The sequence below is a fragment of the Patescibacteria group bacterium genome, from assembly GCA_004297215.1.
Lineage (GTDB): Bacteria > Patescibacteriota > Patescibacteriia > UBA9934 > GWF2-40-263 > 2-01-FULL-63-20.
In genome coordinates, this window is record SCUM01000001.1 from 808,129 (window position 1) to 823,777 (window position 15,649).

Below are 15,649 nucleotides of genomic sequence, written 5' to 3' on the forward strand. Positions count from 1 at the left end.
GGGTCGATCCGTCGGATCGGCCACTCGTTCCCCCGCCCGCCGTAGTCCGCCGAAGTCCCACATGGATGGAGGTGGACGAAGGAGGGCCCACAATTCGATCAGAGGTCACCCAATGAAGCTGTTGGATAGCGTGTGTTGGAAGTGTTCGCTCCGGGCCTCCCCGGTCGCGATGGATGACGATGTCGTCCATCCCGGCAGCGGGATGAACGTCGGACGGATGCCGCGGCTCATGCGCGTGCGGGGCGAAGTGCTCTGCCGCGCGTGTGCCTTCGCGAAATACCCTGACGGGGCGTCATGGACCATGGTCCAGGCCGACCCCCCCAAGGTCGACCCGCTCACCGAAGCGCTCTTCGGCGATGCCCCCGTTTCCACGGCCAAGCGCCGCAAGCCGCCGCGGCCTTCCGAGGCCCGGCCGCCGCGCGGGGCCACGCGGCCGTCAGCGCTCAGCGCCAAGCCGAGCGATCGGCCTGCGCAGGAGATCCGTCAGAAGCCGCCAGGCGGCAGAGGAGGCCGTCGACGCGACGAGCTCGTCTGCCACCGGAAGAAGGCGGCGGCTGCGGCATCGGCGCCATCGAAGCCGAAGCCGCCGAAGAAGTGGACGGATCGTCCGTCGGTCCTGATCGGGACGGCGGTGCTCACGCCCGCGCAGGCCAAGCGGCAGTGGGAAGCCCTTGAGAAGGCACGCCTGAAAGCGATGTGGGCCGACGTCCGCAAGCGCAAGAAGGAGGAGAAGGCGCTCACGCGCAAGGCCGCGGCGAAGGCGAAGGAGCAGGCCGAGATCGCGAAGTGGGCCTGCCCCGAACATCTCGTCGGCTCCGTGGCGTTCGTCGGCGGCAAGAAGCGTTGGGCGCCCGCCCAGGACCCGGCCGAGGTGATCCGCCTCGCGGGGCCTGAACAGGAAGGGGAGATGTTCCCCAAGCCCCTGCGCAAGGCACCGCTCCCCATGGTCACGGGGGGCACGAGCCACGCGTCGGCGCCATCGATCCTCCTCAAGGAGATCGACGTCGTCGCCGAGGTGCTCGCGATGGCCGAGGAGAAGGTCATCGACCTGCAGGAGATGCTCGCTACGTCGCAGAAGGCGTACCGCTCACCGATGCTCCTCATGGAGACGAATCCGACCATGCGCCTGAAACAGGTGCGCTGGAGCGAGGACGGCTCCGCCAGCGGGTGGGAGGTCTACAAGGCGTACTGCGTCGAAGCGGCCGCCGCTGACGAGACCATGCTGTTCAGCATGGTTCCGTAGGCACAGGCTGAACGGGAGCTCGCGGGGCCGGAGAGAGTACGTCTCTCCGGCCCCGCACACCCAAACCCCTTGATTCTTTTCAAAAAATCCGATACGGTTTCCCCAGTCGTCTTTCGCAGGCTGCGAAGGGGAGTACGGTTCCGTCGGGTGATTGCCGCAAGCGCTTCGTTCCGTCGCAAGGCGGGGCAAAATCTCTCTCCTCGGCGTTTGGCAGGCACGCGTCCGGCTCTTCGAAAACCGTGGCTTCCACTCGCAGCCTTTGACAGGCGACTTGACCCTTTTCAGGCCCACTGGTATCCTCCCGCCAGCGTCTCTCCGTCTCTTGCCGAACGGTCTACCGGGATACGCGGAACGAAGCGAAAAGCTAACCCTTTTCCTGATGTCCGCATCCCTTGTAACCAACCAATGAACCACCGAATTTCCTTCGGTGCGTTTTGTTTTTTTGACCAAACCGTATGATGACCTTCCGCCGTACCGCGCCAACGACACGCGTCCGCAAGACGTTCGGGGCCGTCGCCGACGCCATGGAGCTCCCGGACCTCATCGAGGTGCAGCGCCGCAGCTACCGCTGGTTCTTCGAGACCGGCATCCGCGAGCTGTTCGGCGAGGTGAGCCCGATCAAGGATTTCATCGGCCGCGACCTTGAGCTGTTCTTCGACGACTACTACTTGGACGAGCCCAAGTTCGACGAGAAGACCTCCCGCCTCAAGAACGTCACGTATGAGGCGCCGTTGCGCGTGAAGACGCGCCTCCTGAACAAGCGCAACCAGACGGTGAAGGAGCAGGAGATCTACCTCGGCGACCTGCCGCTCATGACCCCGCGCGGGACGTTCATCATCAACGGGGTGGAGCGCGTGGTCGTTTCCCAGCTCGTGCGTTCCGCCGGCGCCTTCTTCACGGCCGAGGCGTACCGCGGCCGCCGCTACTACGGCGCGAAGATCATCCCCAACCGCGGCGCCTGGCTCGAGTTCGAGACGGACCCGAAGAACGTCATCTGGGTGAAGATCGACCGCAAGCGCAAGGTGGCGGTCACGAGCCTCCTGCGCGCCTTCGGCGTGGTAAGCGACGAGGAGATCCTCGCCATGTTCGCCGACGTCGACACGCACCCCACCAACCGTTACATCGAGGCCACCATCAACAAGGACGCGGCCAAGAGCGAGGAGGAAGGGCACATCGAGGTGTACAAGCGCATCCGCCCGGGCGACCGCGCCACGGCGGACAACGCCAAGTCCCTCATCCACTCGATGTTCTTCAATTTCGACCGATACGACCTCGGGCGCGTGGGCCGCTACAAGTTCAACCTGCGCTTCAACCTGTCCACCGAGGAGGCGGACGTGGCCCCGGAGGAGAACCGCATCCTCAAGAAGGAGGACCTGGCGGCCATCATCAAGGAGATCATCCGCCTCAACATCGCCCAGGAGGACGCCGATGACGTGGACCACCTCGGGAACCGCCGCGTGCGCGCCGTGGGCGAGCTCATCCAGAGCCGGTTCCGCGTGGGCCTCGCGCGCATGGAGCGCATCATCAAGGACCGCATGTCCACCCAGGACATCGAGACGCTTTCCCCGGGCCGCCTCATCAACGCCCGGCCGGTGATCGGCGCGGTGCGCGAGTTCTTCATGTCCTCGCAGCTGTCGCAGTTCATGGACCAGACCAATCCGCTCTCCGAGCTCGAGCACAAGCGCCGCCTTTCCGCGATGGGCCCGGGCGGGCTCACCCGCGAGCGCGCCGGGTTCGAGGTGCGCGACGTGCATCCGTCCCACTACGGCCGCATCTGCCCGATCGGCACCCCGGAAGGCCCCAACATCGGCCTGATCGGCCAGCTCTCCTCGTACGCCGTCATCAACGACTACGGGTTCATCGAGACGCCGTACCGCAAGGTGGTGAAGCATACGCAAAAGGACGGCACGACCGTCGCCAAGGTGACCGGCGAGATCGAATACATCAACGCCTTCAAGGAAGAGCGTTCGGTCACCGTGCCCGCGACCACGCCGCTCAACGAGGACGGCACCTTCAAGGACGCCTACGTGGGCGCCCGCAAGTTCAACGAGCCGAAAGTGGTGCACAACGGGGAAGTGGACTACATGGACGTCTCCTCCACCCAGATCGTCTCGATCGGCACCGCGCTCATCCCGTTCCTCGAGCACGACGACGCCACGCGCGCGCTCATGGGCACCAACATGCAACGCCAGGCCGTGCCGTGCGTGCGCCCCGAAGCCCCCATCATCGGCACGGGCGTGGAGCACCGTTCCGCCAAGGATTCCGGCCACGTGGTCCTTGCCGAGGCGGACGGGACCGTCACGCGGGTGGACGGCAACCGCATCCAGGTGACCGACAAGAAGGACAACGTCTTCGACTACGAGCTCAAGAAGTTCCTGCGCTCCAACAACTCCACCGGCATCACCCAGCGCCCGTCGGTCGACCTCGGGCAGAAAGTGAAGAACGGGGACCTCATCGCGGACTCGAGCTCGGTGGACCATGGCGAGCTCGCGCTCGGCCAGAACGTGCTCGTGGCCTTCATGGCCTGGGGCGGCTACAACTACGAGGACGCCGTCATCATGAGCGAGCGCCTCGTGCACGACGACCGTTTCACGAGCGTGCACATCGAGAACTACACCATCGACCTGCGCGATACCAAGCTCGGCCCCGAGGTGATCACCTCCGACATCCCGAACGTGTCCGAGGAGAAGCTCAAGAACCTCGACGCCGAAGGGGTGATCCGCATCGGTGCGGAGGTGAAGAGCGGCGACATCCTGGTGGGGAAGATCACCCCCAAGGGCGAGAGCGAGCTCTCCGCCGAGGAGAAGCTCCTGCGCGCCATCTTCGGCGAGAAGGCCCGCGACGTGCGCGACTCCTCGCTCACCTTGGAGCATGGCGAGCACGGCAAGGTGGTGGGCATCCAGGTGTTCTCCCGCGAGGCCGGCGACAAGCTGCCCCCGGGCGTCATCAGGCAGATCCAGGTGTCCGTGGCCGACCTGCGCAAGATCCAGGTGGGCGACAAGATGGCCGGCCGCCACGGCAACAAGGGCGTGGTGTCCAAGATCGTCCCGGTCGCGGACATGCCGTTCTTGCCTGACGGCACTCCGGCCGACGTCATCCTCACCCCGCTGGGCGTCGTGTCCCGCATGAACCTGGGCCAGATCCTCGAGGTGCACTTGGGGCTCGCGGCAAACGCGCTCGGCTATCACGTCGCGACGCCGGTATTGAACGGGGTCAGCGAGGCGTCCATCCGCGCCGAGCTCAAGGCGGCCGGGTTCCGGGAGGACGGCCAGGTCACGCTCTACGACGGCCGCACCGGAGAGGCGTTCGAGAACCCGGTCACCGTGGGCTACATGTACATCCTCAAGCTCCACCACATGGTGGAGGACAAGATCCACCAGCGCTCCATCGGCCCGTACTCGCTCATCACCCAGCAGCCGCTCGGCGGCAAGGCGCAGTTCGGCGGCCAGCGCTTCGGCGAAATGGAAGTCTGGGCGCTTGAGGCCTACGGCGCGGCGCACACCCTGCAGGAGATCCTCACCATCAAGTCCGACGACGTGCCGGGCCGCTCCAAGGCGTACGAGTCCATCATCAAGGGCGAGGCGATCCGCAAGGTGAACATCCCGGAATCCTTCAACGTGCTCATCCGCGAGCTGAAGGGGCTGTGCCTGGACGTCGAGCTCATGAAGGACGGTCACAAGATGGACGTCGGTTCCGAAAAGAAGGCTTCCGCCTAGTTTCCTACCGACTACCACCTACCCCCTACCAACTCCAATATGTTTCAACGCCAAGACACGCTGAAGATCACGGACTTCGACGCCATCCGCCTGCGCGTGGCCTCCCCGGAAGTCATCCGCGGCTGGAGCCACGGCGAGGTGCTCAAGCCCGAGACGATCAACTACCGCACCCAGAAGCCGGAGAAGAGCGGACTGTTCGCCGAAGAGATCTTCGGGCCGGCCAAGGACTTCGAATGCTACTGCGGCAAGTACAAGAAGATCCGCTACAAGGGGATCGTGTGCGACAAGTGCGGGGTGGAGGTCACGCACTCCATCGTCCGACGCGAGCGCATGGGCCACATCGAGCTCGCCGCGCCCATCAGCCACATCTGGTTCCTGCGCGGGGTGCCAAGCAAGATCGGCACGGTGCTCGACCTGTCCGTGCAGGCGCTTGAGAAGGTGATCTACTTCGCCTCGTTCATCGTGACCGACGTCAACGAGGAGGCGCGCGCGCAGATGTCCGAGCAGGTGAAGCAGGAGTACAAGAGCAAGCAGAAGATGATCGAGGGCGAGTTCAAGCGCGATGCCGGGCGCCTCGCGGAGAAGTTCGCCGGCGACGAGAAGAAGGTCGCCGCGGAACTGAAGCACCTCGAGGAGATCCGTTCGGGCAAGGAGGCCGAGCTTGAGGAGGATTTCGAGGAGGTGGAGGCGGAGCTGAAGGACCTGAAGCCCATGTCCATCATCTCCGAGCAGACCTATCACGACTACTCCCTCAAGTACGGCCACATCTTCGAGGCCGCCATCGGCGCCGAGGCCGTGAAGGAGATGCTCTCGCGCTTCAACATGGGGAAGACCATGGAGCTGATCGAGGCCGAGCTCGAGGACGCCAGCGCCGCCAAGCGCGACCGCCTCATGCGCCGCCTCAAGCTCTTGAAGTCGCTCTCCGCCAACGACCTCAAGGCGTCGTGGATGATCCTCGACGCGCTCCCGGTGATTCCTCCGGACCTGCGCCCGATGGTGCCCTTGGACGGCGGCCGCTTCGCGACGTCCGACCTCAACGACCTGTACCGCCGCGTCATCAACCGCAACAACCGCCTGAAGCGCCTCAAGGAGCTCAACGCCCCGGAGGTCATCTCGCGCAACGAGAAGCGCATGCTCCAGGAAGCGGTGGACGCGCTCATCGATAACAGCGCGCGGCACTCGAAGACCGTGATCGCGGCGACCGGCAAGAAGCGCCAGCTGAAATCGCTCGCCGACCAGCTGAAGGGCAAGCAGGGCCGGTTCCGCCAGAACCTGCTCGGGAAACGCATCGACTACTCCGGCCGCTCCGTGATCGTGGTGGGCCCGCACTTGCGGCTCGACCAGTGCGGCATCCCCAAGAAGATGGCGCTCGAGCTGTTCAAGCCGTTCGTGATCGCCAAGCTCATCCAGCGCGAGTACGTGCACAACATCCGTTCGGCCAACCGCTTCATCGAAGGCGGCCGCGGCGAGACCTGGGACATCCTGGAAGAGATCATCAAGGACGCCTTCGTGCTCTTGAACCGCGCTCCCACCCTCCACCGCCTGGGCATCCAGGCGTTCCGCCCCACCCTCATCGAAGGGAAGGCGATCCAGATCCATCCGCTCGTGTGCGAGGCGTACAACGCCGACTTCGATGGCGACCAGATGGCCGTGCACGTGCCGCTCACCGACGAGGCCAAGCGCGAGGCGCGCGAGCTCATGCTTTCCACCAAGAACCTGCTGAAGCCCGCCCACGGCGGCCCGGTGGCGACGCCCGGCAAGGACATCGCCTGGGGCGCGTTTTACATGACCATGACCTTCGACGAGCCCGACGAGAAGAAGGCCAAGGCGTTCGCCTGCGCGCTCGACGCCACGTATGCGTACCAGGCCGGGGCCATCAAGCTCAACGACTGGATCCGGGTGCGCATGGAAGAAGGGCTCGTGCTCACCACCATCGGCCGCATCCTCGTGAACGAGCGCTTCCCCAAGGACATCCCGTTCATGAACCAGACGATGGGCAAGAAGGAGCTGGCGAACGTGGTGAAATACGCGCTCGAGCTCCACGGCTCTCAGGAGGCCGCCGACCTGCTCGACCGGCTCAAGGAGATGGGGTTCAGCTACATCACCAAGTCCGGCTACTCCTACGGCATGGGCAACCTCCCCGAGCTCCCGGGCAAGGCCGCGCTCATCGACGAAGGTTCCCGCCGCGTGCGCGAGGTGGAAGACTTCTTCGCGCAGGGCCTGCTCACGTCCGCCGAGCGCCACCAGCAGGTGGTGAAGGTGTGGAACGAGATCAAGGACCGCATCGCGGAAATCGCCAAGAAGGCGCTTCCCAAGAACAACTCGGCCTACACCATGATCGAGTCGGGCGCGCGCGGCACCTGGGGCCAGATGACGCAGACCATCGGCATGAAGGGGCTGGTGGCCAACCCGAGCGGCGAGATCATCGAGCTGCCCGTGAAGTCCTCCTTCAAGGACGGCTATGACGTGCTGGAGTTCTTCATCTCCTCCCACGGCGTGCGCAAGGGTCTTACCGACACCGCGCTGCGTACCGCCAACGCCGGGTACCTCACCCGCCGTCTCGTGGACGTCGCCCAGGACGTGGTGGTGCGCGACGAGGACTGCGGCGACGACCAGGGCGTGACGCTCACCAAGGCCGAGTCCGACGAGATCGGCGAGCCGCTCTTGGTGCGCATCCTCGGCCGGTTCGCCATGTCGCCCATCGTGAAGCCCGGCGGGCGCAAGACGCTCGTCGGCGCCGACGAGCTCATCACCGAGGACCACATCCGCGAGCTCGAGGCGGCCAAGGAGCCGCTTGAGAGCGCGCACGTGCGCTCCGTGATGACCTGCCGCGAGCGTCGCGGCGTGTGCCAGAAGTGCTACGGCTACGACCTCGCCTACAACAAGCTGGTGAAGCTCGGCACGGCCGTGGGCATCGTCGCGGCCCAGTCGATCGGCGAGCCCGGCACCCAGCTCACGATGCGCACCTTCCACACCGGCGGCGTGGCCGGCAAGGACATCACGCAGGGCCTCCCGCGCGTGGAAGAGCTGTTCGAGGCGCGAAGCCCCAAGCAGAAGGCGGTGATGGCCGAAGTGAGCGGCAAGGTCACCATCGAGACCGCGGCGCGCGAGATCGTGCAGGCCGGCACGGGAAAGCAGATCGTGGACATGCGCCCGGGACAGAAGACCGTGCAGATCGCGCACCTCTCCGTGGAGGAGAAGGAGTTCGAGTTCACGAAGGACGCTGTCGTGAAGGTAAAGGAAGGGGCCAAGGTGAAGGTGGGCCAGCTGCTCGCCGTGGGTGACGAAGGCGAGATCACGAGCGACGTGGATGGCGTCGCCAAGCTCGGGAAAGACGCCGTCACGGTGCTGTACGAGGCCGAGAAGGTGCGCGAGTACATCATCCCGCCCGGCTTCACCTTGTACGTGAAGGATGGCGACGAGATCGAGGCTGGCGCCCCGCTCACCGATGGCAACCTCGACCTCCAGCTCCTGTTCAAGCACAAGGGCAAGGACGCGGTGATGAAGTACCTGTCCAAGGAGACGCAGTTCATCTACGCTTCCCAGGGCCAGAAGCTCAACAACAAGCATATCGAGATCATCATCAAGCAGCTGTTCTCCCGCGTGCGCGTCATCGATCCGGGCGACACCGACCTGCTCCCCGGCGAGACCATCGAGCGCGCCACCTTCCTCGACGCCAACGACCTGGTGGGCAAGGGGGAGAAAGAGGCGACCGCCGAGGACCTGTTCCTGGGCATCACCAAGATCTCGCTCTCCACGGACTCGTGGCTCTCCGCCGCGTCCTTCCAAGAGACCGCCCGCGTGCTCATCAACGCGGCCGTCACCGGCAAGGTGGACACGCTCGCCGGCCTCAAGGAGAACGTGATCATCGGCCGCCTCATCCCGGCCGGCACCGGCTTCGGCGCCGAAAGCCAGCTCGTGAACACCCGCGTGGTGCCCGAGCCCAAGCGCGAAGAGGACGTCGCCTAGTCGCAAGACAAAACCTCCCCGTGATGGGGAGGTTTTGCTATACTGTCCATGATTTGACAGAAGGCCTGTTCTGCCTCAACCTCATCCATATGGTTCGCAAACTGTTGGAAAAATTCGGGAAGAAGCGACCATCGGCAGGTCGCAAGCGCGACGCTTATGAGGAGAAGCGGTTGAAGAAAGGGGCTGACGACTTCGTGAAACGTTATGGATCCGTCATCAAACAGCTCGCCGAAGAATAGCGAGCTGTTTTATCCGTCGTCTGAAGCGATTTTGGAATGGGGACGGTTGCTGGAGAAAAGCGAAGGAGGGGAACTGCAAGGCCTACTCCCATTCGTTGACGAGGAATGGGCGGCGGAGATGCGCGACTGCTTTGAGGTGAATCAGTTGCATCCTGACCACGACATCGTCTCGGCATCCGCGCGACTGTTCCATCGCATTACGAAGAATCATCGTCTGGTCGATGGTAACAAACGCAGCGCCGTCATTTGCACGTATTTATTTATCTTCGGAAATGGGCACAACCTTAAGATCGCCGCGCGTAATCTTTACGAGCTCACGCGACATGTAGCGGAGGATGAGGCATCGCCAGAAACAGCCGTGAACGTCCTGAAGCGGCTATTCTCGGAGTTCATCGCGAATGAAACGGACGCTCAATGACGATATGAAAGATGCCGATAAGCGGATCGTTGAATACGAGCGCATCCATTCGATTCGTCCGATTCAGTTCTTGAAGTTGAATCAGGCTATCGCACCGAAGAATGGCGAGCGCATCCTGGATGCGGCGGCGGGCTACGGTTCAGTGAGTAAATCGCTTCACGCATACGCCCGCTCCAAACATCTAGAAGTCGATCAATATCTACTGGAGGAGAGTCGTGTTCAAATGAAACGCGCTCGTCGTTTCCTTCCATGGATGAAGAAGGAACGGATGGTCGTGGGTTCGATGCTCCGTACGCCGTACCCCGACGGCTTCTTTGATACGATTGTGGTCAAGATGGGTCTTCATGAGGTGGCGCGGAAACAGCAATTACGGCTCTTCCGAGAAATGAGGCGGATCATTCGTGCTGGCGGAAAGCTAATCATTTGGGATCTCGCGTTCAATCGATCGAACCAGAAAATCCTTTCGGACATCATCCGAAAGAAGGATTTGTTGGCGGGCTACAAGCAACTGGCCAAAATGCGCTACTTCCCGACGTCGGATGAGATCCTGACGATGTACCACGATGCTGGATTCGCTAAGGTGAAGGCTCCCCACTCATTTACCTATCGATTTGCTTCACGTCTCCGCTTGGAGGAGGAGTTCGGTGGTGACCGCAGCAAGCTGTTGGCGTTGAATGCCTACATCGAGAAGCTCTTGCCCACGCCACTGAAAAAACGGTTAAAATTTGTGAAAGCCGGAGATAGCGTTTCTCTGAATTTTTCGAAAAAGATTTTCATCGGAGTGTAGATATGGCCCGCCATTCCCACTGGCACAACATCCAGCTCAAGAAAGGCAAGGCCGACGCCAAGCGCGCGGGCGTTTTTTCGAAGCTGGCGAAGAACATCACGATGGCGGCAAAGGAGGGCGGGGGAGATGCCTCGTTCAACTTCAAGCTGCGCATGGCCGTGGATGCGGCGAAGGCCGTGAACATGCCGAACGATAACATCCAGCGCGCCATCGATCGTGGGACGGGCGGGGGCGAAGGAGCCGTCCTGGAGGAAGTCATCTACGAAGGGTTCGGTCCAGCGGGCGTCGCGCTCATGATCGTGTGCGTCACGGACAATCGCAATCGGACGGTCGCTGAGGTGAAGACGCTCGCGAGCAAGAACGGCGGGAACGTCGGGGCGTCTGGATCCGTCGCCTGGATGTTCGACCGGAAGGGAATGGTCACCGTCGGTGACGCGACGGGCGTGAAGGACCGCGACGTGTTCGAGCTTACGCTTATCGAGGCTGGCGCAAGCGACATCCAATGGGACGCCGACGCCTGTCTCGTGTTGAGTGCGCCGAACGACCTCGCGAAGGTCGCTGCTGCCATCGAGGCGCAGGCCCTCAAGGCCGATGATGTGCGTATCGGGTATGTGCCGAAGACATCGGTGGCGGTCGAAGATGCTGCCGCGAAGGAACAGCTCGATAAGCTCCTAGAGATCCTTGATGACCATGATGATGTGGAGGCGGTGTACACGAATGAAGGGTAAAATAACTGTCTTTGCGAGGAGCGTGCCGTCCAAGCGACGAAGCAACCTCCCGGGAGATTGCTTCGTCGGCTGAGGCCTCCTCGCAAAACAAAATATTATGAGATTGATCACGCTCAATTGTTGGGGAGGGAAGGAGAGGATGCGCGACCTGCTGCTTGATTTCGTCCGTCGTGAAGGCGCTGCAACGGATTTCCTTTGTCTGCAGGAAGTGGACCATGAGGGCACGGGGAAGTTCCCGTTCGTCGACGAGGACCCGGAACTGTTCGGGAAGTTCGCCGACATCCTCCCTGACCACACGGGATATTTCCATCCGCATTTCCGCGACTTCTTCGGTCTCGGGGCGTTCGTCCGGACGTCCGTTCCCGTCATGAAGGCCGAGGAACGGTTCGTACACCTCCACAAAGGTTTCGAACCAGAAGGGGATATCGGGCATCGTGCGCGTCATCTACAGGTCATCACGTGCGAGATGGGCGGGAAGACATTTTCCGTCATCAACTTCCACGGGCTTTGGAATGGCCAGGGGAAAGGAGATTCGTCGGACCGGCTCGAGCAGTCACGCAAGATCGTCGAAGCCTTGAAATTTTTGAAGGGAGAAATCGTCCTCTGCGGGGATTTCAACTTGGAACCAGACACGGAGAGCATGGCCATCATCGAAGCGGCCGGGTTGCGGAACCTCGTGAAGGAATATGGCGTCACGAGCACGCGTACGAGCCTATACACGAAGCCAGGGAAGTTCGCGGATTACATCCTTGTTTCGAAAGGAATCAAGGTAAAGAATTTCCGCGTGCTGCCGGACGAGGTGTCCGACCATGCGCCGCTCATGTTGGAGTTCGAGGTTTGACATCGTTTTGACAGCCACACGATGAGCCGATAACGTGTAGATGTATGCAATGTACCGCCGTATATCAAAAGCATGGGGATTGGTACCTGGGATGGGTCGAGGAAATCCCCGGGGTGAATACCCAAGGGAAGACCATGAAGGAGGCGAAGGAGAACCTGAAAGACGCCCTCTCGATGGTGGTCGATGCGAATCGGCTCATGCTCGAACGCGACCGCCCGCGCGGCCGCGCCGTCCGCGAATCCATTCGCGTCGCCGTGTGAAACTCCGCGACCTGTTGGCTCACCTTCGGAAAAACGGCTGTGTCTTTGTCCGCGAAGGGGGCAGGCATAGCCTTTTTTTGAATCCATCGACGAACCGATTTTCGACCGTCCCGCGGCATACCGAGATTGACGACTACCTTGCGAAGAAGATCTGCAAGGATCTCGGAATCGGTTTGCCGTGAATATGCCCCGCATCATCCTAGGAATAGACCCAGGATACGGCCGTATGGGGTTCGGGTGCCTGCGGGTCGCGAACGGGAAGACGACCGTGCTCGATTACGGCATCGTGAGCACCTCGGCGGATGACGCGTTCGGGGATCGTCTGGTCCAGCTCGCCGACGACCTCGATGAGCTCATCCGTACGCACAAGCCCGATCGCCTGGCCGTGGAGAAGCTGTACTTCACCAAGAACGTGAAGACGGCCATGCAGGTGGCCGAGGCGCGCGGGGTCATCATGCTGACGGCGGCCCGGCACAAGTTGCCCGTGTTCGAGATGACGCCCTCGCAGGCCAAGTCCGCGCTCACGGGCAACGGCCGGGCCGACAAGAAGGCGATGCAATGGATGGTCAAAGAGATCCTGGCGATGAAGAAAGGTCCCAAGCTCGACGACGCGGCCGATGCGCTAGCGCTCGCGATTACAGCCGCCGCGATGCGCGTATGAAAGGAGTATTCCGCACATGGGTTGAAGTCGACCTGAAAGCCATCGGACGGAATATTGGGGCGTTGAAACGCGTCGCCGCGCCGGCGAAAGCGATGGTTGTCGTGAAGGGAAATGCGTACGGGCATGGGATGATTCCGATCGCGCGTGCGGCCGTACGCGCCGGCGCGGACATGCTTGCCGTCTTTACCATCGACGAGGCATTGGCGTTGCGTGCAGCCAGCATCCGATTGCCGGTCCTGGCTCTTGAACCGTTCGATGCTGCTGAGGCTCAGCGAGCGTCTGCTGCCCGTGTCGACGTCTGCGTGGCAAGCATCTCGACGTTGAAGGCGCTTGCCCGCTTGCGTCCGAAGCCGCCGTTGTCGGTACATCTGAACGTGGAAACCGGTTTGGGCCGGGACGGAATTCCCCTCGAGGATATGCCGGTGGCGGTCGGCCTGCTCAACCGATCGAAGGCGGTTATCCCCAAAGGATTGATGACGCATTTCTCCGGGGCCGAAAGCCGGATGTTCGACGGCTACACCAGGCGCCAGGTCGGCATCTTTCGGACATGGGAGCGTGCGCTCGCGGAAGCCGGCATCCACCCACTCGTTCACGCTGCTGGGACGGCCGGTTCGCTCATGCCGGACGGATATCGGTTCGGCTTGTGCCGGTTCGGTCTAGGGACGTACGGCCTTTGGCCTTCTAAGGAGACGGCAGCCCTCGGGAAGAAGTGCGGACTTTCGCTCACACCCGCCCTTGTCTGGCGGACGCGCATCGTTGATCTAAAGTCGTTGCCGAAGGGCAACTCCATCTCTTACGATCGTGCCCATCGCCTTAAAAGGAATTCTCGCATAGCCGTGCTTCCCATCGGGTATTACGATGGGTATCCGCGTTCGCTTTCAGGTCGTGGCGTCGTGCTCGTTCGCGGTAAGCGCGTTCCGGTTCTCGGACGTGTCATGATGAACACGACCATCATCGACGTAACGGACGTCCCACAAGTCCGTCTCGGCGACACGGTCACGTTGATCGGCAAGGATGGAGCGCAAAACCTCTCTATCGAGGAAGTCGCGGCTCATGCGGGGACCATCAACTATGAGATGGTGACGAGAATCAACCCCAGCATCCCCCGTCTGCCTTAACAGCCCGCAACATGACTTCGATCCAACTGAAACTCGACGACGCCGCGGATGCCTTGGCTCTCGCGCTCACGGCCGCTTCGATGGGAGGTTCAACCTTGGAGGTTTAACCTCCCATCTCGAGGCTGGTAAACGAAAACCGCCCGTGAGGGCGGTTTTACGTCTGCTGCTTTACGCCTTTTCGGCGCGGAAGCAGGTGAGGCACTTCACCGGGCGGTCGCCACGGGGCTCGAACGGCACTTCGCAGTTCTGGCCGCACACGGCGCACACGGCCGGGTACATCTGGCGGGGCGCATCCATGGTGTTGCGCTTGGCCTTGGCGCAATCGCGGCAGCGGGTGGGCTGGTTCTGCCACCCCTTCTCCGCGAAGAAGGCCTGGTCGCGGTCGGAGAAGACGAACTCCTTGCCGCAATCCTTACAAGTAATCGTGATGTCTGCCATACGCTGACTTGGAGACTCGAGTCTCCGGTTAAACTCATACGTGCCGGGTTCCGTCAGCGTATGATCTTTTTAATGCAGGATCCTGACGATCCAGGGATTGCCCAATCGATGTTTGGACACTCCTCGAACCGCCAACCTTCGCTCCTGCGGGAGCTTCGGCTGGCATTGTTAGTGGCACTGGCCGCGCCAGCCTTCGCGCCGAGGCGCTACGACTGGGGCTCCCAGCCATAGCTCCGACAGGAGCGCCGGCTGGAGCGGGCGACGGGAATCGAACCCGTGACTACTCCTTGGAAGAGAGTCGTTTGACCACTAAACTACGCCCGCATTTTGAAGCTCCAATGGCCATCAGTATAGCAGAAACGACCCCGTTTGTCCAGGGCCGTTTCGTCGGTCATTTGCGTCGTTTCCAGGCCAGATAGGCCGTAGAGAGCAAGAGGGCGGCTCCGAGGATGATATCGGCCGGCTTGGCGGATTCATACCAGGCTATGAGCGGCCGGTACCAGGGCCGTGCCGTGCCTTTGGCTGGCGGGAACCCGATGCCGGGCGCTACGTCGATCTCGGTGCGGCTCCCGTCGGAAACGCCCATCACCAGGCGCCAGGCGGGTTCCTTGGCCGGGACTTCCGAGAAGGGGATGGAGAGGGTGATCACGCTGCCCTTGATGCGGAAACGCATCGCCGTCTCCTTGTTGATCCCCCAAGTCTGCGCGGTGGGTTCCGGATTGTACCAGCGGAAGTCCGTGTACCAGCCGTTGTCCGGGTTGTGCTCGAGCGTGAATTCCGCATCCATGCCCCCGCGCACCCCCTCGTTGGGCGCATTGTTGTCGGGAACGCCGTCCGCATCGGCGTACGCGTGGAAGACCGCCCTTCCGGATGGCTTCACGGGCAGGTCGCCTCCGAGCGTCACCTCGATTTCCCATACCCCGTCCCCCTCTTTGCGCTCGATGGACGCGTGCCCGATGTCGCCCCAGGGCTGTTGCACGGTGGTAGTGCGTCCGACGCGGTCAAGCACGTCCCCGAGCGGATCGTCGATGAACGCCTCGCCCGTGACGGATTCGAAAGGCTCGCGATCCTCCGTAGGCATGCCGACCGCGAGCTGTTCGTCCGTGAGTCCGAGCTCCTGGCGAAGGTAGTCATCCGTGCCAGGCCGCAGCGCGTCGTCGTGGGCGGAGGCGGGAAGGGGAGAAATGGCGGAAAGGGTCGAAAGGATGATGATCAGGAATTTCATATGGGT

At 62.3% G+C, this 15,649-nt stretch carries 13 protein-coding genes and 1 tRNA gene; 11 read left to right on the forward strand and 3 right to left on the reverse strand.

Annotated elements, in window-relative coordinates; all coding sequences use genetic code 11:
* The first annotated feature begins 169 nt into the window (after positions 1-169).
* The 11 genes from EPO34_03985 (at position 170) to alr (ending at position 13,980) form a co-directional block, all read left to right on the forward strand.
* A complete protein-coding gene (locus EPO34_03985; protein TAK04274.1) occupies positions 170-1,243 on the forward strand; it encodes a hypothetical protein in 1,074 nt (357 codons plus the stop codon).
* 458 nt (positions 1,244-1,701) lie between these two features.
* Positions 1,702-4,959, forward strand: a complete 3,258-nt coding sequence (gene rpoB / locus EPO34_03990; GenBank protein ID TAK04318.1) for a DNA-directed RNA polymerase subunit beta — start codon at positions 1,702-1,704, stop codon at positions 4,957-4,959.
* A gap of 39 nt (positions 4,960-4,998) precedes the next feature.
* Positions 4,999-8,928, forward strand: a complete 3,930-nt coding sequence (rpoC, locus tag EPO34_03995; GenBank protein ID TAK04275.1) for a DNA-directed RNA polymerase subunit beta' — start codon at positions 4,999-5,001, stop codon at positions 8,926-8,928.
* 204 nt (positions 8,929-9,132) lie between these two features.
* A complete protein-coding gene (locus EPO34_04000) occupies positions 9,133-9,585 on the forward strand; it encodes a type II toxin-antitoxin system death-on-curing family toxin (protein ID TAK04276.1) in 453 nt (150 codons plus the stop codon).
* On the forward strand, positions 9,566-10,372 hold the full coding sequence (locus tag EPO34_04005) for a class I SAM-dependent methyltransferase (GenBank protein TAK04277.1): 807 nt from the start codon (positions 9,566-9,568) through the stop codon (positions 10,370-10,372). Before EPO34_04000 ends, EPO34_04005 begins: the two co-directional genes overlap by 20 nt.
* Before the next feature lie 2 nt (positions 10,373-10,374).
* Positions 10,375-11,100 (forward strand): YebC/PmpR family DNA-binding transcriptional regulator, encoded by a 726-nt coding sequence (locus tag EPO34_04010; GenBank protein TAK04278.1) that lies wholly within the window; start codon positions 10,375-10,377, stop codon positions 11,098-11,100.
* A gap of 97 nt (positions 11,101-11,197) precedes the next feature.
* Positions 11,198-11,941 (forward strand): endonuclease/exonuclease/phosphatase family protein, encoded by a 744-nt coding sequence (locus EPO34_04015; GenBank protein TAK04279.1) that lies wholly within the window; start codon positions 11,198-11,200, stop codon positions 11,939-11,941.
* Between the two features lie 44 nt (positions 11,942-11,985).
* On the forward strand, positions 11,986-12,201 hold the full coding sequence (locus EPO34_04020) for a type II toxin-antitoxin system HicB family antitoxin (GenBank protein TAK04280.1): 216 nt from the start codon (positions 11,986-11,988) through the stop codon (positions 12,199-12,201).
* The gene (locus EPO34_04025; GenBank protein ID TAK04281.1) at positions 12,198-12,383 is read left to right on the forward strand and encodes a type II toxin-antitoxin system HicA family toxin; all 186 of its coding nucleotides are present in this window, start codon (positions 12,198-12,200) and stop codon (positions 12,381-12,383) included. Before EPO34_04020 ends, EPO34_04025 begins: the two co-directional genes overlap by 4 nt.
* A 2-nt stretch (positions 12,384-12,385) precedes the next feature.
* A complete protein-coding gene (gene ruvC / locus EPO34_04030; protein TAK04282.1) occupies positions 12,386-12,862 on the forward strand; it encodes a crossover junction endodeoxyribonuclease RuvC in 477 nt (158 codons plus the stop codon).
* Complete coding sequence (gene alr, locus EPO34_04035) at positions 12,760-13,980, forward strand: alanine racemase (protein ID TAK04283.1); 1,221 nt, start codon at positions 12,760-12,762, stop codon at positions 13,978-13,980. The genes ruvC and alr overlap by 103 nt, the downstream gene beginning before the upstream one ends.
* A 168-nt stretch (positions 13,981-14,148) precedes the next feature.
* Here alr and EPO34_04040 read toward each other — a convergent pair whose 3' ends face one another.
* The 3 genes from EPO34_04040 to EPO34_04050 form a co-directional block, all read right to left on the reverse strand.
* Complete coding sequence (locus EPO34_04040; GenBank protein TAK04284.1) at positions 14,149-14,418, reverse strand: zinc-binding protein; 270 nt, start codon at positions 14,416-14,418, stop codon at positions 14,149-14,151.
* Between the two features lie 250 nt (positions 14,419-14,668).
* Positions 14,669-14,742: transfer RNA gene (locus EPO34_04045), tRNA-Gly, on the reverse strand.
* Between the two features lie 67 nt (positions 14,743-14,809).
* The gene (locus tag EPO34_04050) at positions 14,810-15,643 is read right to left on the reverse strand and encodes a hypothetical protein (protein ID TAK04285.1); all 834 of its coding nucleotides are present in this window, start codon (positions 15,641-15,643) and stop codon (positions 14,810-14,812) included.
* Positions 15,644-15,649: the final 6 nt, after the last annotated feature.